Source organism: Actinopolyspora lacussalsi subsp. righensis (assembly GCF_900116555.1).
Taxonomy (GTDB): domain Bacteria; phylum Actinomycetota; class Actinomycetes; order Mycobacteriales; family Pseudonocardiaceae; genus Actinopolyspora; species Actinopolyspora lacussalsi.
Genome location: NZ_FPAT01000006.1, coordinates 134,606 through 151,856 on the forward strand (window position 1 = coordinate 134,606; position 17,251 = coordinate 151,856).

The window sequence follows — 17,251 nt, forward strand, 5'->3', positions numbered from 1 at the left end:
CCGAGCGACCCGACAACCCGACCGAAAAACCTCGATCAGACGCCCTGCCCGGCACCGCGCAGCGGAACCGGCGACCACCAGGTCACGACCCGCCAGGCCCACTCGAACGGGCCGTAGCGGAACCGGCGCAGCCACCAGCGGCTCCAGAGAACCTGCACGCCGAGGATGCCCCCCGCGAGCGCGAACGCCGTGCCGAACCGCATCGAGTGCGGCAGCCCCAGCACGGGCGCCAGGGCCACGACCAGCAGGGTCGCCGTCAGGTAGTTGGTCAGCGCCATCCTGCCGAGCGGTTCGAGAACAGCGGACACCGCCGGCCCCACCCGAGTGCGCAGCAGCAGGAGCAGACCGGTGACGTAGGCCGAGGCGAGGAGGATCCCGGCCGCCGCCGCGCCGTGGGAGTAGCTGTTGCGCACGATGTCGCCGCTCTGCCAGTGGAGCAGCGGAGCGGCGGCGGCCAGCGACAGCGCGAACACCAGTGCCACGGCCGTGTTCGACCGGTCGAGCCGGTCGTGGACCCCGTACCGCGCGGTGGCCAGCCCCAGCAGGAACAGTCCGGGAATGAGCGCGGTACCGCCGTACAGCAACAGCACGGCCGCGGCGGTGCAGAGGACACCGGCGAGCAGCACCAGCCAACGGGGCAGCCAGCTGGCGGGCAGCAGCACGGCGATGCCGACGATCGCGTAGGGCAGCAACGCCTCACCCGGCTGCAGGAAGTGGTGCAGCGCCCCGACCACGCCGAGAGCGACCATCCTGCGCAGCAGCACCACTCGCGGCACGGAGGTGCGGCGGGCGGCACCGTCCAGGAAGATCGCGAAGCTCAACCCGAACAGGAACGAGAAGACCGGGAAGAACCGCTGGTGAACCAGCAGCTGCGACCAGTACTCGGCGGGCACGTACACCCCCGGTTCCGGGGCGCCGCGCATGCGGGTGATCTGCGGGATGTTGACCAGCAGGATCCCACAGATGGCCAGGCCGCGTACGGCGTCGAGCGCGCGGACGCGACCCCGGCGGGAAGGAACCTCCGAAGCGCGCGGTGCGGCGGAACCGGCCGGTTCGGCCGCGTCCGCCCGTTCGGTTGTTTTGTCCCTTGTGGACTCTTCGGGACGGCTGGAACTCACTGCTTCACCCGGCTGTCGCTGACGCGGAAAACTGACCGGCCGGGGAGAGCGAACCGGTGCGCGAACCGCGGCCTCTCCGGCCACGGCACAGTTTTCCGCGAGAGATCGCGAGGCGCATGCGGGTTCATCCCGAGAATGATCCGGAATCCTGCCCCGTTATCGAGGGGCGGAACTCAGGGTCATCCCCGACGGGAGCCTCGGGCGCGGGCCGCGCGGACAATCCTTCCGAGGGAATTTCGGCGGATCCGATTCCGGACGGGACGGCCCGGGCTTTCGGCGATGTGTCCGAATCGGACCGATTACGAGCGGCCGCGACCGGAAAACCTCAATCAGTCCACACCGGCCGTCGTCCGGTTCGCCTCGGCCAACCGCTCCCCGATCGACCCGGCGGCCCGGGAGAGCGGCCGGACCAGCTTGGCGACCTCGGCACGCGCGCTGTCGACCACCAGCCCGAGCGCGGCCACCACCTCGCCCTCGGAACGCACGGGCACGGCCACCGAGCAGGAACCCAGCGTCATCTCCTCGGTGGTCCAGGCGAAACCGCGCCGCTGGATCCCGCCGATCTCGCGCACCAACCTGCCCGGCTCGACGATCGTGTAGGGGGTGTGGCGGGAGAGGTGGTGGGCGCAGTACTCCTGCACCTCCTCCCGCGAGGCGTGCGCCAGCAGCACCTTGCCCACGCCGGTGGTGTGCAGCGGCAGCCTGCCACCGCTGCGGGAGATGATCGGGGTGGAGCGCCTGCCGGTGAGCTTCTCGACGTAGACGGCCTGCAGCCCGTCGCGCACCGCCAGCTGCACGTTGGCGCCGGTCTGCTCGTGCAGCTGCTGCATGTAGGGCATCGCCACCCCGCGCAGCCCGGTGTGCACCGGAGCGAGCAGCCCGAGCTCCCACAGCCGCAACCCGATCGCGTAGCGCCCGTCGGACTCGCGCTGCAACGCGCCCCAGTTCTCCAGTTCCCCCACCAGGCGGTGCGCGGTCGCCAGCGGGATCTCGGCACGGTGGGAGATCTCGGTCAACGACAACCTGTCGGCGTCCGGACCGAAGGCGGTGAGCACGCTCAGCGCACGCTCGGTGACCGAACGACCTGACTGCCTGCTGTTGCCCGCCATCGACCTCTCCCGATTCCTCGGCGTCGGGGACCCCGGTCGTGGGACGCGGTCGCCGCGTCGCGAACACCTGCCACGTACCGGCCCTCACCCGGAAAGATACTGGGAGGGTGAAACGGCGCACACAGCGGATTCGGTGATCAGCCCACCGAGCGCTCACCCGAACGGCGCACCGCCGATTCCGCACCGATGCGCAGTGGCCTACCCGCACCGAGCGCGGCCAGCGCGCCGAACAGACACACCGCCAGCAGCAGCCACATCGACAGCGTCCAACCACCGCTGATCTGGTGCAGCAGCCCGACGAACAGCGGTCCGGTAGCCGCGACCAGATAACCCACCGCCTGTGCCATCGCCGACAACCGGGACGCCACGGCAGCGTCCGCGGCACGCAGCCCGATCACGCTCAGCGCGAGGCCGAACAGCGCGCCCATCCCGAAGCCGAGCACCACGGCCGCCGCCCACATCCAGGAGAGCGGCGCCAGGAAGACCCCGAGCAGCCCCAACGCCGAGACCGCCAGCAGCGACACACCCAGCACCCGCTGGTCCGCACGTCTGCCCGCCAGCAGCGGCAGTGCCATCGCGCCGAGCGCCTGCACCAGCGTGGACACCGAGAGCACCAGTCCAGCGGCGGTGGCGGCCATCCCTCGGTCCTGGGCGATGGTGGGCAGCCAGCCGAACACCACGTAGGCCAGCAACGACTGCAGCCCCATGAACGCGGTCACCTGCCAGGCCAGCGGGCTGCGCAGCAGCTCCACGGCCGAAACGCCGGAATCGGGGGTGATCGCGCGACCACGCCGCAGGAACGGCAGCCACACGAGGCCGGCCAGCAGTGCGAGTCCGGCCAGCGCGATCAGCGGCACCCGCCAGGAGCCGCCGGCGGCACGCATCAGCGGCACGGCCAGCGCCGCGGCGAGGCTGCTGCCGAGCGTGAGGAACACGGTGTAGAGCGAGGTCACCAGCGTCACGCTGCCCGGGTACTCCCGCTTGATCAGCGCGGGGAGCGTGACGTTGGCGATTCCGACGGCCGCGCCGACCACGATCGTGCCGCCGAACAGCGTCACCGTTCCCGGCCCCGCGCGGAGCAGGCTGCCCAGCACCAGCAGCGGCAGGCAGACCGCGACCACGCCCTCGTCGCCCCACCGGTGGCGGATGGAGGTGGCCGCGAGCGCGAACACACCGAGGCAGACCACCGGCAGGGTCGGCAGCAGGCCCGCGATCCCGGTGGACATCCCCAGTCCGGCCGCGATGTCCGGCAGCAGCGCGCCCGCCGCCGTGAACGGCGGACGCAGGTTCAGCGCCAGCGCCGCGATCGCCACCAGCAGCCACACCGAACGCTTCCGCACCGTTCACCGCCCTCCCGTCCGGCGTGCTCCCGACAGCGGTCGCGAGCCTCGCGTCGGGCTCGTCGCACTCGACTCGGGAGCCGCGCGGGAGGACGGCACCCCACGTCGACGTACCGCAATGACGCGGAACGCTCCGGAACGGCCTCGCCAGACGGCACGGTCGGTTGCGGGGTCGACGGCACGGTCAGTTGGGCGGTCGGCTGCGGAATCGGCGGCGATCGTCGCCGCTTCGCGGCGAACAGGTGTAGAAACTGCCACTCCCACACGAAATCACGAACCCGGCTCCGGGGGAGAGCCTTCCGGATCGTGATACGGGGCACCGGGCCGTTCGCCGGGGGACGGTAGGGCGGCGTCGCGCCGCACGAGCGCGTTTGCGCGGGAGCATCCGTCGCCCGAAACCGTCACGGGTTCAGCGCGGTGTCACGAGCACGGCGGTCCGAACATGGTGTGGTCGACGAAGGGGCCCGACGGAACTCCGCCGCGAGGAATCCGAAGAATCCGAGGAATCGGAAACCGTCCGGAAGCCCTCGCGGAGAAATTCTTCCGCCGCTCTCGACGCGAGAACAACCCGCGGGGATGCTCACAGTCCCCCCACGAGAGTCACCGCGCCGAGCGCGCCGAGCGCTGTCCCGGCCCCGGCGTCGACGGCGGTGCGGACGGACCCGCGTGCGAGCGTGGTGTGGATCGAACCGAGCGCGGTGACGTACAGGGTCCACCAGATCGCGGCGCAGCCGACCACCAGCATCCCCATGAACAGGGTCTGCACGAACACGGGCGGCCCCGACGCGAGCAGGAACTGCGGCATGAAGGTGAGGTAGAACAGCAGTGCCTTCGGGTTGAGCACGTTGTTGAGAAATCCCTGCAGGAACGGCGAGTTCGCCCGTCGCGGCGGCGGTGGGGTCGTAGCGGGAGGACGCTGCCGCCGACGCAACAGCGACAGCAGGACGAAGCCGCCGAGCGCCAGGAGGTAGACACCTCCGGCCATGCGCAGGATCGTCAGCATGGTGGTGCTGGCCGCTATCACCGCTGCCAGCCCACTGGCAGTGATCATGGTCAGCAACGCCAGTCCCGCGCAGATGCCCACCATCGTCCGGTATCCCCGAGTTCGGTCACCGGCCACGGCATTCCTGGTCACCAGTACGAAATCCGGTCCGGGGACGACCAGCATCAGCACGGTCGTGCCGATGAAGACGAAAACATGCTCGATCATAATGGTCCAATTGAGTGAGACCGGTTCAACATTCTCGGCGCGACTGGACCAAAGTCTCCGCTGACAACACGGGAAAGGACAACACATCCGTGTAGAATTCGACCAATGTCCCGATCTGTCCCATTGGATTCGGTGGATCTCAAAATTCTGGCGGCACTGCAGAACAATGCCCGGCTCCCCAACAAAGAACTGGCCGCGACGGTCGGGATCGCACCGTCCACTTGTCTGGACCGGGTGAACAGACTCCGCGAAACCGGAGTCATCGTTGGGTATCAGCTACGAGTCGATCCGGCCAAGCTCGATCGACCGCTGGAAGCACTGCTCTACGTCCGGATGCAGCCGCATCGTCGTCCGCTGGTGGACCCCTTCGTCGAACACGTCCTCAACCAGCCCGAGACCCGCGAGCTCTACCACCTGACGGGCCCCGACGACTTCCTCATTCACGTGGCGGCGGAGAACGCGAATGCCCTGCAACGACTGGTGCTCGACGAACTCACCGCACGTGACGAGATAGCCCTGGTGCACACGAACCTCGTGTTCCAGAGATGGCTCGGAGGTCCGCTCCTTCCGCCGGACGAGTGAGCGTCGTCAGTCGACCCGATCCTCGGACGGGTCAGTGGCGGGCCGCTCCTCCTTCCGCTCGGTCGGGGCCCGGCCCGGAGGGGCCGGTGGCGGGTGCCGGACCAGCGCTGCGGCCACCACGACCGTGACGGGCAGCAGGCAGAGCACGAGAAGCACGGGCCGGTAGGACACGGTCATCGAACGCCCGATCGCCAGCAGCGGCGGCCCGAAGGCGGAGGCTCCGACGGTGACGGAGTGGACGACCCCTCGGATGGCGCCGATGTGGCGCAGCCCGAAGCAACGGGGAAAGGCCACGGCTTCCAGGGTGCGGATGCCGTTGGTGCACACGCCGAGCGCGAGTCCGTAGGCGAAGGCGGTCCAACCGGGGTGGACCCATCCGGCGCCGAGCGTGGCCACGGCGAGGACGGTCATGGTGGCGACGATGAGCACGCGGTCGGCCACGTGGTCCGCGAGCCAGCCGAGTAGGAAGCTGGCGGCGAGTCCGGCCAGCGTCTGGGGAATGAACACGGCCGCGGCCTGCGCGGCGCTCAGCCCCCGCTCGCCGAGCAACGAGACCTGGTGGAAGGTCAGCGCGGTGGCCACGAGGCTGCACACCCCGACACCGCTCGCGACGACCCAGAACATGCCGGTGCGCATCGCCTCGGGCAGCGTCCAGTCCACGGCAGGGCCGTTCCGGCGGCCGGTTCCGCCGTCGCCGGAAGTGGATTCCCGCCGGTGTTCTTCGGATCGCGGTGGGTTGCGCGGTAGGACGAGCAGCGCGGCGGGGACGACGAGCGCGAGGACGACCGCCCCTTCCAGGGCCCAGACCTCGCGCCAGCCCAGCTGGGAGACGAGCCGTTCGAGCAGCACCGGTACCAGGGAGATGCCCGCCGTGCCAATGGCCGAGGTGAGGCCCATCGCGAAGCCGCGGCGGCGGTGGACGTAGACGGCCACGGTGGTGGTGGCCACCAGGTTGAGCGCTCCCTGCCCACCGACCCGGATTCCGATGAAGGCCGCGGTCAGGCCGATGATGCCGGACACGGTGGACGCGGCGAGCAGGATTATCCCGAAGCAGGCACCGATGGCGGCCATGATCGTGCGAGGGCCGAAGCGGTCGATGACGCGTCCCAGCAGCGGCATGACGAGCGCGCCGGAGATCGAACCCGCCATGTAGGCGGTCGAGACCACGGTGCGGGAGATTCCCAACGACTCGATGATCGGATCGACGAAGACCGACACGGCCGGGGTCTGTCCCGGGGCGGTCAGCGCCAGTGCCGTCGCGGTGGGAACGACCACGCGAGAGAGGCGAGGCTCGGCCGCTGTCGTGGTGTTCGTCGCTGTAGTGCTGTTACCGGAGCCGTCGGAAGTGGTGGGCACTGGGCGGGGTCCTCGGTCGACTCGTGGTGGCCGGTCGGAAGCGACGGGATCGGTCTGGAAGCGACGGTATCGGACGGAATCCGGGAACCCGTCGAAAGACGGGGATCACTCCGCGTCGGCGACCAGGTGGCGCAGGTCCAGATCCGGGTTCAGCCGCACGAGCGAGCGCAGCGCGATGTTGTCGGTGAACACGGCCAGGGTGACGCCGTCGCGGCGTTCCAGGACCTCGCTGTTGTGGGTCCGCAGTGCGGTGCTCTGGTTCCGGTCGCCGACCAGGCGCACCACCTGGTAGGGCAGCCGTTCCAGCTTGATCGGCGCGCGGAACTCCGACTCCATCCGTTGTGTGACGACGTCGAACTGCATCGGCCCGACCGCCGCGAGCACCGGAGCTCCCTCACCACGAACCTCGGAGTGCAGCACCTGGATGACGCCCTCCTGGGCCAGCTGTTCGACACCGCGCCGGAACTGCTTCGCCCGGCCGGGATCGCTCGTGCGGGCCACCGCGAAGTGCTCCGGGGCGAAACTGGGGATGCCTGGGAACTCGACGGCGGGCTTGCCCCCGTACAACGTGTCCCCCACGCCGAGCGCGGAGGCGTTGACCAGGCCGACCACGTCGCCGGGGTAGGCGGTCTCGACGGTGTCGCGCTGTTGGCCGAACATGTGCTGGGCGTACTTGGTGGCGAAGGGCTTGCCGGTGGCGGCGTGGGTGGCGACCATGCCGCGCTCGAACTCGCCGGAGCACACCCGGGCGAACGCCACCCGGTCCCGGTGGGCGGGGTCCATACCGGTCTGCACCTTGAAGACGAACGCCGAGAACGGCGCGTCGAGCGCTCGGGGGTTCCCCCGCGTGTCCGGCCGGGCGGTGGGTTGGGGCGCCAACCGCACCAGCAGGTCGAGCAGCTGCCCGACACCGAAGTTGCGCACCGCCGAACCGAACAGCACCGGGGTGGCCACTGCCGCGTGGAACGCCTCGGTGTCGAGGTCACCACCGGATTCCGTCAGCAGCTCGGACTCCTCGACGGCCCGGTCCCACTCCTCGCCGACCTCCGACGCGGCTTCCGCCGCGGTCAGGCGGTTCTCCCGCGCGAGGTGGGCGCCGCCGTCGGCGCGCTCGTAGCCGACGAACTCCCCGGACTCACGGTCGAGCACGCCCTCGAAGTGCCCGGCCTCGCCGACCGGCCAGGTCAGCGGCATCGGCCGCAGCCCGATCCGCTCGCTGATCTCGTCGCACAACTGCAGCGCCTCGCGCCCGGGACGGTCCCACTTGTTGATGAAGGTGATCACCGGGATGTCGCGGTGGCGGCAGACGTCGAACAGTTTCAGCGTCTGCGGTTCCAGGCCCTTCGCGGCGTCCAGCAGCATCACCGCCGAGTCCACCGCCGCCAGCACCCGGTAGGTGTCCTCGGAGAAGTCGGCGTGGCCCGGCGTGTCCAGCAGGTTGATGACGCAGTCGTCGTACTCGAACTGCAGCGCCGCCGAGGTGATCGAGATACCTCGTGCCTGTTCCATGTCCAGCCAGTCCGAGACGACCCCGCGACGACCGGCCTTGCCGTGTACCGCACCGGCCTCCGAAATCACCTTCGCGTGCAGCGCCAACGCCTCGGTCAGGGTCGACTTGCCCGCGTCCGGGTGACTGATCACCGCGAAGGTGCGGCGCCGCGCCGCCTCCCCCGCCGGATCCGCGTGCTGGGTCTGAGGGGCCGTGCTCAATCTGTCTCCCGCTGTAGCCGGATCACCGAGGTTCGTCGAAACACCACGCGGCCGGACCGCCACGTCGATCCGCGCCGTCCCGATACGAAAACGCTGCCGTGCCGGGGTACCGCCGGTCGAGACCCCCGTACACAACACTTACGTCAGTGTAGGTTTCCGTGCGCGGAGCTACCCGCACCCCCGGCCGGGCCGAGTGCGCGAGAACCGGCGTCCGGCGGGAACAACGTCGAGCGGGGGCTGCCTCGCACGGGAAACAGCGCGGTAAGTCGAGTCACACTTCGAGCCGCGTCACATTTTTCCCAAACCTTCCCTGACGTAAGGGTAGTGTTGGACTCGATCGCGGGGCCCCATCGGCGTGGCCCCCCACTGGGGTCGACTTTTCCGTTTCCGTCGTTGTCGAAAGAAGATGATGTCGCTTCCTGCTGTCCTGCGAACACGTCCGTCCTGGCTGCCCCCGCGTGTGTTGCGCACCGAGGCGCTGGCCGGACTCGTCGTCGCGCTCGCGCTCATTCCCGAGGCGATCTCGTTCTCCATCATCGCCGGGGTGGACCCGCGCGTAGGGCTGTTCGCCTCGTTCACCATGGCCGTCACGCTCGCGTTCGCCGGTGGGCGCCCCGCGATGATCTCCGGTGCCACCGGGGCGATCGCGCTGGTCGTCGCTCCCGTCGCCCAGCAGCACGGCGTTGAGTACCTGGTGGCCACCGTCGTCCTGGGCGGGGTGATGCAGGCCCTGCTCGGCGCGCTCGGCGTCGCCCGGCTGATGCGCTTCCTGCCGCGCAGCGTGATGGTCGGCTTCGTCAACGCGCTGGCCATTCTCATCTTCACCGCCCAGCTGCCCTACCTGACCGACGTCTCCTGGAAGGTATACGCACTGGCAGCGGTCGGACTGGGCATCATGGTCGGCCTGCCCCGGCTGACCAAGGCGATCCCGGCCCCGCTGGTGGCTATCGTGGTGGTCACCGGCATCGCCGTGACGGCGGGAATCCCCGTTCCCACGGTCGGTGACCAGGGGCAGCTGCCCGACAGCCTGCCGGTGCTCGGCATCCCCGCCGTACCGATGACCTTCGAGACCCTGCGGATCATCGCCCCCTTCGCGCTGGCGTTGGCCCTGGTGGGCCTCATGGAGTCGTTGATGACGGCCAAGCTCGTCGACGGCCTCACCGACACCCACTCCAACAAGACCCGCGTCTCGTGGGGACAGGGTGTGGCCAACATCGTCACCGGCTTCTTCGGCGGCATGGGTGGCTGCGCGATGATCGGCCAAACCATGATCAACGTGAAGTCCGGCGCCCGGACCAGGCTGTCGACCTTCCTCGCCGGGGCACTGCTGCTCGTGCTCGTGCTCGCACTGGGCGACGTCGTCGCGCTGATTCCGATGGCCGCCCTGGTCGCGGTCATGGTCATGGTCGCGGTGGGCACCTTCGACTGGCACAGCATCCACCCGAAGACGCTGCGCAGGATGCCCAAGAGCGAGACCACCGTCATGCTCGCCACCGTCGCGGTCACCGTGTTCACCCACAACCTCGCCATCGGGGTCGTGGTCGGCGTGGTGGTGGCGCTGGTGCTCTTCGCGCACCGAGTGGCGCACCTGGTCAGCGTGGACAGCGTCCTCGATCCGGACGGCAGCACGAAGATCTACCGCGTGACCGGCCAGCTCTTCTTCGCCTCCAGCAACGACCTGGTGTTCCAGTTCGACTACGCCAACGACCCCGCCAACGTGGTCATCGACCTGTCCGAGGCCCACGTCTGGGACGCCTCCACCGTGGCCTCGCTCGACGCGATCACCACCAAATACCGGGAACGTGGCACCGAGGTGAGCATCTCGGGGATGAACGAACCCAGCGAGCAGCGGCACGCCGCCCTCGCGGGCAATCTCGGCGGGCACCACTGATCGGACTGATCGGGCACCACTGATCGAGCACCGCACGGGCGGTACCGCTGCCGCGCTGCCGCCCGTGCGGACCCAGCCACCCGACATCGGTCCTCACCACGGCGAGAGCCGGTCGGGAATCCCACCGACTCCCCCGGCTAGGCTCAGTCGGTCAGACGTTTGTGCAGCGTCTCGGCGAACTCCTCGGCGGTCCGCAGCCGGGTCCGCAGCCGGTCGCACTGCTCATCGGCCTTGTGCCGGAAATCCCGCAGCCGCTCCTGCTCGTGGTCCGTCAGCTCGGTGGTGTCCCGGGAGAGCAGCTCCAGCAGCTCACGCATCTCCTCGAGCTGGAACCCCAGTGGCTTCATCCGTTTGATCACGGCCAAGCGCCGCAGATCGGCCTCGGTGTACAGCCGGAACCCACCCTGACTGCGCGCGCTCGGCACGACCAGACCGACTTCCTCGTAGTAGCGGATCGTGCGCAACGACAGGTCGGTGCGCTCGGCGACCTCACCGATCTGCATATGCCCGTCCACCATGCCGTCCTTTCCTCGCCACCCGGAACGCCCGCTGTTCGCAACGACGGTGACCAACGATTCTCGCGCACCTACGAAGCCGACCGGGCACGGACCACGCGCACGGCTCCGTCGTGCTCCCGTGAACCCCACCCAAACCCTACAGTCACGTAAGGGTAATTTTGCTCGACGTGGTGGACGAACAGACGAATCATCCGGTGACACGACTCGAAATACTCGACGCCGTCGACAAGGCATTCGAGGCACCGCCGACGGCCACCTCCGACATCCTCGTTACCGCCGAGGACAGCGGCGCACGCACCGCGCTCCTCGAAGTTCTCCACCGGCTTCCCGAGAAACGCTTCGGCAGCGTGCGCGAGCTGTGGGAACACCTCCCGGACGTGCCCGTCGAGGCGTGACCGCGAAAGCCGCCCCCGCTGGGATCAGTCACCCCACCGGTGTCTTCGTGGCTTGGTCATGGATCCCCGCCGTCTCATCGTCGACGTCGCCGGAACGTTCCGCTGACTCCGCGGCGAACTTCAGGAAACGCGACAGCCGCCCGTCGTGGGTCAGGTGGAGTTCGTGCATGGCCCTGGTGCAGGCGATGTAGAGCATGCACCTGTCCATCTCGTCGGCGTAGTTCGCGTCGTCCACGGCGGGGACGATCACGGCGTCGAACTCCAGCCCCTTGGAGACGTGTGCCGAGGTGACGACGACGCCACCGGTGAACTCCGTGCTCTCGTAGTCGAGCAGGGTCAGGTCGACACCGGCCTCGGACAGGAAGCCGTGGAGTGCCTCCGCCTGGGTGACGGTCTTGCAGATGATGCCGAGGGAACGGTGCTCGCTCTCGCCGTGCCGCTCGACGACGCCCAGGATCTCTTCCCGCTGCGCCCGCTCGTCGGAACAGGCGACGATCCGGGGTCGGGGCCCGTGCCGCTCGATCGGAACGAGCTTGTCGTTCCTGGAGACGCGCTGGGCGAACTCGGTGATCTCGATCGTGGAGCGGTAGCTCTTGCACAGCTCCAGGCAGTCGGCCTCCGGGAAAACACTGTGGATCGTGGCCAGTGACGAGGAGCTGAACGGGTTCACCGACTGGTTGGAGTCGCCCAGGATCGTCATGTCGCAGGAGAAGAGCTCGCGCAGCACGGCGTACTGCACCGGCGTGTAGTCCTGCATCTCGTCGACCACGAGGTGACGGATGTGGCCGTAGCCCTCCTGCCTGGCCGTCCTGATCATGGTGTAGATCAGCGGGAACACGTCGGCGTACTCGATCCGCTTCCGGGCGAGCGGCTGGAACATGCCGCGACGGGCCGGATCGTCGTAGAACGCCTTGTACAGGGCCAGCGCGTCCTTGTAGGGGAACATCGCGTGGACCTGCCTGCGGACGCTGGAAGCGTCCGAGGAGGACCACTTGCCGCCGCCCCTGTCCAGCACCTGCCGCTTGAGCTGGTTCACGGCCCTGCTCGCCACACGGTCGAGCCTGGTGAAGATCGGAAGCCCCCGGGCCTCCTCGAAGGCGTCGGCGACCCAGTCGGACGAGAGGCGTCTGCTCTTACGCTCGACCTCGGCGGGCACGAAGTCCTCGTCCGCGCGCGCGGCGATCCACTCGTCGAACTCGGCGACGAACTCGGGGGTCGCCTTGTAGCGCATCCGCTCGGCCGCCGCCTCGTCACCGTTCTCCAGCAGCTTGATCACCTGCTCGCTGAACGTCTCGTAGCCGGTGACCTTGGCCAGGAACTTGCCCGCGATCCGGTCGAAGTCGATCTCGGAGACCTGCTCCTCGCCCAGTTCGGGAAGCACATCGGCGATGTAGTCACCGAAGACCCTGTTGGGCGAGAGGATCATGATGTTGTCGGACGAGAGGGTGTCCTTGAAGCGGTAGAGCAGGAACGCCACACGGTGCAGCGCGATCGACGTCTTCCCGGAACCCGCCACACCCTGCAGGATCAGCACCCGCGCCGTCTCGTTGCGGATCACGGCGTTCTGCTCCCGCTGGATGGTCGCCACGATGTTCTTCATCCGGTCGTCGGCGGACTCGCCCAGCTCCCGCTGCAGCACGTCGTCACCGATGTTCAGCGAGCTCTCGAACATGTACTCCAGCTGCCCGCCCCGGATCTTGTACTGGCGCTTGCTCGTGATCTCGCCCTGGATGGTGCCCACCGGCGCCTCGAAGTGCGCCCGCCCCGACTCGAAGTCGTAGAACAGCGTGGACACCGGCGCGCGCCAGTCGTGGATCAGGATCTCCTGGGTCTCGGGGTCCGAGAAGTTGTGCACCCCGATGTAGTGGGCCTCGGCCGCGGTGTCGGTGTCCGGGTGGAAGTCCACGCGCCCGAAGTAGGGGGACTCCAGCAGTCGTTCGACGCGTTCCCGCCGCTTCACCGAGTGCTCACCCTGGGCGACCGACAGGTCCACGTCGACGCGGAACCTGGCCTTCTCGGAGCTGTCCATGTCGCGCCAGTGCTCCCACAGGTGCTCCTTCTGCGCCTGGATGAACTCGGCGGACCTGTCGATGGAATCGACCAGCCGCTCCAGCTCCGCGTTCAGCAGCCGCATCGTCTCGGCCAGATGCCGACGCTCCCGCTCTTCCTCTCGCGTCCCCGCGTCCGTCAAGGCCACCTCCGGGTCGGGTCTCCGGACAGAATCTACCCTTACGTCAGGGTAGAGTAGTGGCTCGATCACGATCCTCGCCGGTACGCGGACAGCCCGCCGGCGGGTGAGGGAGCACGCCCGGTAACCGCCCGCGCTCGTGCCGCGCGGGCCACCAACCGCCGGTCCGGACAGCTGCGGATCATCGTGGGGAACCGGGATCAACCTCAGGGGCTGGTGCATATCCGCGACACCCTCACCGCCGCCCCGGCCCCGGTCAACCCCTCGACAGGTCCGTCCACAGTGGAGTCGACAGGGGGTTCCACCGACCGAGTCACGCCGGGAAGCGGGACGAAGAACTCCTATCGGTCGGCTTCGAGCCGCCTGTCCGAGGCTCCCAGCCACAGTAGGGTAATCCCCACGCCCAGCGCCCACACCGTTGCCAGACCCGTGAACGGCAGGAGCAGCTCGAAGGAAACCCAGGGAAGTCGCAGGAAAAGCGCCGAACCGAGCAGGAACCACCCCGCGGCGGCCACGACGCCCAACCACGACAGCGGGCGCGGGTACTGGCGGCTCCGCAGCATCGCCAGGGCGTATCCGCCCAGCGCCAGTCCCAGGAGGGCCTGGGAAAGGACGGAGATTCCACCGACGAGGACCTCCACGACGCGGAAGTCACCCGCCGCCGCACCGGCTTCGAGTTCACCGGAGACCCACCGGCGTGCGAGCATTCCACCGCTGAAACCGTCGTGCGCGTAGTTGACCGCGAACAGGGCCACCGCGACCACCATCACGGGGTCCGTCATCCGCGCGACAGCCCTGCCCACCGGTTCCCGCAGAGTACGCCCGGCAGTTGTGAAGGCCACGCCCCAGCAGAGCACCCCGAGGACACCGAGCAGCGCGGCTACGAGCCACGGTGTCCCCAGGACGTGCTCGAAAACCCCGACCGGATCACCACGCGGGATGTCCCCCCGCCGCTGCAGGAACTGACTGACGAACGTCAGAGCGGTCCCCAGCAGAACGATGACCCCGGCCGATCTCGTCCGGAACCGACGTACCCGGACTTCCGATTCCACCGACTCCGGCATCGATCTCCCCTCTCCTCTCGCGGCTCTCACGTGGGGGTACGCACCGGTGAGGGTCCCCGCCCTCCCACACCGGAGCCGATCCGGGAGTTCCCCCGTTCTCCCCGGAGAACTCGGAGACGGGGGTCCGGGCACGGGAGCTCGCGGCGTCGTGGCCCCTGACAGGACGTTGTCGACCTCGCCGCCGCGTCGTCCCGTGGTGGAACATCGCGTTCCTCCCCGCGATCCCCGCAGAGCGAGGCGAACGGACGGCAGGAGTCACCACCGCGGTTCAGCGGTTCAGGGGTTCAGGATTTCGTGGCGGTCAGCAGGGCGTAGCCGAGGACGCCGTCCGCGACGGCCTCGGTGACCTCGCGGGTGCGCGCGAGCACGGCGTCCACATCGACCCCCGAGTTCGCCAGGCGTTCGGGGGCGGTCATGCGCAGCAGCTTCAGGCGTGCCTCGATCCGGTCGATCATGTCGGTGAGTGCTTGGTCGTGCCGTTCGGCGCGGGTGACGCGCAACCCCGCCTCGGCCAGCGTGGCGGTGTAGTCGTCGAGCGGGCGGGCGTCGGCCAGGCAGGCAATCCAGCCGGTCAGCCTCGCCAGCTCGTCGGGAAGCCCGTGGGGCGAGACGGTGATGTCGGTGATGCCCACCCGACCACCGGGGCGCAGCAGTCGGGCGAACTCGGCCGCGGCGGCGGGCTTGTCGGGGAAGGTGCACAGGGCGCACTCGCACACCAGCGCGTCGAAGGACTCCCCGGGCAGCGGCATCCGTTCGGCGTCGCCGGTGTGGAACCGCACCCGCCCGGTGAGCCCGACCCGCTCGGTCGTCTCGCGTGCCCGCCGCACGGTCTCCGTTCCGAGGTCGACGCCGTCGACGACGGCACCGTACTCGGCGGCCAGCAGCCGGGCGGTGTCGCCGGGACCGGTGGCGACGTCGGCGACCCGCGCCCCCGGCCGCAGCCCGACCGCCCCGGCCAACCTCCGAGTCAGCGCGCGCCCGCCCGGGTGGTAGGACTCGCCGAGCACGAGCGCCACCGCGTCGCGGCCGTAGGCCGCCGCGCAGCAGTGCTTGATCGTGTCGGGATCGGTGGGAGCACCTTCACTCGTCATGACCGCTTCCCCTCACCCCGGTGCCGGTCGAGTCGGTTCCCGAACGAGCACGACGCCGCTCGGCGGTGGTGGCGTCGGTATCGCGGGGGACGATCCTCGATCCGTAGGGCGAGTCGGTGGTGATCCCGCGCAGCTCGGTCGAGTTGGGCACCACGCCGTCCACTTCCACCCCGGACTGCTCGGCGCGGACCCGCTCGCGGTAGCCGACGGAGTTGTAGGCGCAGAACGGGATCATCCGCCCGTCGGGGGTGATCTCCTCGACGCAGCACTTCATGAGCTGTTTGACGTTGAGGGTGTAGGGGTCCTGGAAGTCCTGCACCACGATCATGAAGGCCTTGTCGCCGAGCCCTCGGGCGGCCTCGGGCAGGTCGATGCCGCACGCCTCGCACTCCAGCTCGGCGGCAGTGGTGTCCAAATTGGTCTCGGTGGTCTCGGTTCCCGGAAACGCCGAGGCGCTCCACAGCTTCTCCAGCGCCTCGCGCACGGCGTGGTCGGGCACCGCCCGGTTGCTGACGTAGTCCAGGTATTCGTCCACATCGATCAGTCGGGGGATCGGCACGACGTCGGTGCGGTCATCCTTGTGGTCGACCAGCAGGTAGGTGATCGAGCGGCAGGTGGGAAAGCAACACGGCACGGGAACGAAGTCGTCCCCGCGCAGCCAGTCGGGGCACTGCTCGGCGACGTGCCCGATCACCTCGGGGTTGGTCAACCGGTTGAGCGGGTCGAACTCGGCGTGCCTGCCCGAGTGCGTCACCGGTTGCAACGCGACCGAGCGCACCGCCGGGTGCTCGACGCCGAACCGGATGATGTCGCCGATCTCGTGTTCGTTGAGCCCGCGTTCCACGGCGGCGACCAGAGTGACGGTCAGCCCGGCCTCGGCGCAGTTGTCCAGGGCACGTCGTTTGCGCTCGCGGAGGTCCTTGCCGCGGATCGCCAGATGGGTGTCCCGATCGAACCCGTCGAACTGCAGATAGATGTTGATCCGCCTGCCGGGGCGGTTGCGCTCCCCCAGCGCGTGCACGAACCGCTCGTCGGTGGCCAGCCGGATGCCGTTGGTGTTGAGGTTGACCGCCTTGATCGGTCGTCGCTGGGCCTGATCGACGAAGTCGAGGATGTGCTTGTGGATGGTGGGCTCCCCGCCGGAGAACATCACCACCTCCGGCTCGCCCTCGGCCTCGACGAAGGTGTCGAGCATGTGCGCGCACTGCTCTGGGGTGATCGAGTAGCCGTCCGGCTGGTGCCCGGAGTCGGCGAAGCAGATCGGGCAGTCCATGTTGCAGTCGGTGTTGACCTCGATGATGCCCAGGCAGGCGTGCTGCTTGTGCTCGGGACACAGCCCGCAGTCCGAGGGACACCCCTCGGCCACCTCGGTCTGGAAGCTCAGCGGAATCGTGCCGGGTTTGTTGAACCGGGCGGAGTTCATGTAGGCCCGCGCGTCGCCGTAGACCAGGGCTTCGAACTCGCCGTGCTCGCGGCAGCGCTTGCGCAGGTAGACCTTGTCGTCGCGGAGGTTGACCTGCGCGTCGATCACCGTCTTGCACACGGGGCAGACGCTCCTGGTGAACTCCACGAACACCTCGTCGCGGTCCCGCTTGCGCCGAGCACGATCGCTCGGTCGCTCACTCTCGGAGAGTTCGGTCATGGGGGAAGCACAGCAGTCCCCGGCCCGGTTCGCAGTG

General features: G+C 68.9%; 14 protein-coding genes. 3 read left to right on the forward strand and 11 right to left on the reverse strand.

The genetic code is table 11. The features are described 5' to 3' along the window. Positions 1-35: 35 nt before the first annotated feature. The 4 genes from BM394_RS12780 to BM394_RS12795 form a co-directional block, all read right to left on the reverse strand. Positions 36-1,118, reverse strand: coding sequence for a DUF418 domain-containing protein (locus tag BM394_RS12780; RefSeq protein ID WP_217643482.1), 1,083 nt, complete (start codon positions 1,116-1,118; stop codon positions 36-38). 329 nt (positions 1,119-1,447) lie between these two features. Then, complete coding sequence (locus tag BM394_RS12785; protein WP_092978061.1) at positions 1,448-2,227, reverse strand: IclR family transcriptional regulator; 780 nt, start codon at positions 2,225-2,227, stop codon at positions 1,448-1,450. Positions 2,228-2,364: 137 nt separating this feature from the next. Then, positions 2,365-3,567, reverse strand: a complete 1,203-nt coding sequence (locus BM394_RS12790; RefSeq protein WP_217643483.1) for a CynX/NimT family MFS transporter — start codon at positions 3,565-3,567, stop codon at positions 2,365-2,367. Positions 3,568-4,147: 580 nt separating this feature from the next. Continuing rightward, complete coding sequence (locus BM394_RS12795; protein WP_175530083.1) at positions 4,148-4,777, reverse strand: LysE family translocator; 630 nt, start codon at positions 4,775-4,777, stop codon at positions 4,148-4,150. A gap of 105 nt (positions 4,778-4,882) precedes the next feature. On the opposite strand from BM394_RS12795, the gene BM394_RS12800 reads away from it, so the two are divergent. Beyond that, on the forward strand, positions 4,883-5,359 hold the full coding sequence (locus BM394_RS12800; protein ID WP_092925235.1) for an Lrp/AsnC family transcriptional regulator: 477 nt from the start codon (positions 4,883-4,885) through the stop codon (positions 5,357-5,359). Between the two features lie 6 nt (positions 5,360-5,365). Here BM394_RS12800 and BM394_RS12805 read toward each other — a convergent pair whose 3' ends face one another. Both BM394_RS12805 and BM394_RS12810 read right to left on the reverse strand, forming a co-directional pair. Continuing rightward, positions 5,366-6,715, reverse strand: a complete 1,350-nt coding sequence (locus tag BM394_RS12805) for an MFS transporter (protein ID WP_092978063.1) — start codon at positions 6,713-6,715, stop codon at positions 5,366-5,368. A gap of 105 nt (positions 6,716-6,820) precedes the next feature. Beyond that, the gene (locus BM394_RS12810; RefSeq protein WP_092978065.1) at positions 6,821-8,425 is read right to left on the reverse strand and encodes a peptide chain release factor 3; all 1,605 of its coding nucleotides are present in this window, start codon (positions 8,423-8,425) and stop codon (positions 6,821-6,823) included. Between the two features lie 406 nt (positions 8,426-8,831). On the opposite strand from BM394_RS12810, the gene BM394_RS12815 reads away from it, so the two are divergent. Further along, positions 8,832-10,316 (forward strand): SulP family inorganic anion transporter, encoded by a 1,485-nt coding sequence (locus BM394_RS12815; protein ID WP_217643484.1) that lies wholly within the window; start codon positions 8,832-8,834, stop codon positions 10,314-10,316. Between the two features lie 143 nt (positions 10,317-10,459). On the opposite strand, the gene BM394_RS12820 is transcribed toward BM394_RS12815, so the two are convergent. Further along, positions 10,460-10,834, reverse strand: coding sequence for a MerR family transcriptional regulator (locus BM394_RS12820; protein WP_092978067.1), 375 nt, complete (start codon positions 10,832-10,834; stop codon positions 10,460-10,462). 194 nt (positions 10,835-11,028) lie between these two features. Here BM394_RS12820 and BM394_RS12825 point away from each other — a divergent pair, with 194 nt between their 5' ends. Then, positions 11,029-11,229: a DUF2795 domain-containing protein gene (locus tag BM394_RS12825; RefSeq protein WP_175530084.1), complete on the forward strand. Its 201-nt coding sequence runs from the start codon at positions 11,029-11,031 to the stop codon at positions 11,227-11,229. Positions 11,230-11,257: 28 nt separating this feature from the next. Here BM394_RS12825 and BM394_RS12830 read toward each other — a convergent pair whose 3' ends face one another. From BM394_RS12830 to BM394_RS12845, 4 genes are all read right to left on the reverse strand, one after another. Beyond that, positions 11,258-13,426 (reverse strand): HelD family protein, encoded by a 2,169-nt coding sequence (locus BM394_RS12830; protein ID WP_245780160.1) that lies wholly within the window; start codon positions 13,424-13,426, stop codon positions 11,258-11,260. 332 nt (positions 13,427-13,758) lie between these two features. Beyond that, positions 13,759-14,481 (reverse strand): DUF4386 domain-containing protein, encoded by a 723-nt coding sequence (locus tag BM394_RS12835; RefSeq protein ID WP_092978071.1) that lies wholly within the window; start codon positions 14,479-14,481, stop codon positions 13,759-13,761. 284 nt (positions 14,482-14,765) lie between these two features. Continuing rightward, the gene (locus tag BM394_RS12840) at positions 14,766-15,572 is read right to left on the reverse strand and encodes a class I SAM-dependent methyltransferase (RefSeq protein ID WP_092978073.1); all 807 of its coding nucleotides are present in this window, start codon (positions 15,570-15,572) and stop codon (positions 14,766-14,768) included. Further along, positions 15,562-17,214 (reverse strand): radical SAM protein, encoded by a 1,653-nt coding sequence (locus tag BM394_RS12845; protein WP_092978075.1) that lies wholly within the window; start codon positions 17,212-17,214, stop codon positions 15,562-15,564. The genes BM394_RS12840 and BM394_RS12845 overlap by 11 nt, the downstream gene beginning before the upstream one ends. Positions 17,215-17,251: the final 37 nt, after the last annotated feature.

What these genes read in the sequence shown, in the direction of transcription:
- BM394_RS12785 (WP_092978061.1), bottom strand. Translation starts at nt 2,227, where the DNA reads ATGGCGGGCAACAGCAGGCAGTCAGGTCGTTCGGTCACCGAGCGTGCG.
- BM394_RS12795 (WP_175530083.1), bottom strand. Translation starts at nt 4,777, where the DNA reads ATGATCGAGCATGTTTTCGTCTTCATCGGCACGACCGTGCTGATGCTG.
- BM394_RS12800 (WP_092925235.1), top strand. Translation starts at nt 4,883, where the DNA reads ATGTCCCGATCTGTCCCATTGGATTCGGTGGATCTCAAAATTCTGGCG.
- BM394_RS12815 (WP_217643484.1), top strand. Translation starts at nt 8,832, where the DNA reads ATGATGTCGCTTCCTGCTGTCCTGCGAACACGTCCGTCCTGGCTGCCC.
- BM394_RS12820 (WP_092978067.1), bottom strand. Translation starts at nt 10,834, where the DNA reads ATGGTGGACGGGCATATGCAGATCGGTGAGGTCGCCGAGCGCACCGAC.
- BM394_RS12835 (WP_092978071.1), bottom strand. Translation starts at nt 14,481, where the DNA reads ATGCCGGAGTCGGTGGAATCGGAAGTCCGGGTACGTCGGTTCCGGACG.
- BM394_RS12840 (WP_092978073.1), bottom strand. Translation starts at nt 15,572, where the DNA reads ATGACGAGTGAAGGTGCTCCCACCGATCCCGACACGATCAAGCACTGC.
- BM394_RS12845 (WP_092978075.1), bottom strand. Translation starts at nt 17,214, where the DNA reads ATGACCGAACTCTCCGAGAGTGAGCGACCGAGCGATCGTGCTCGGCGC.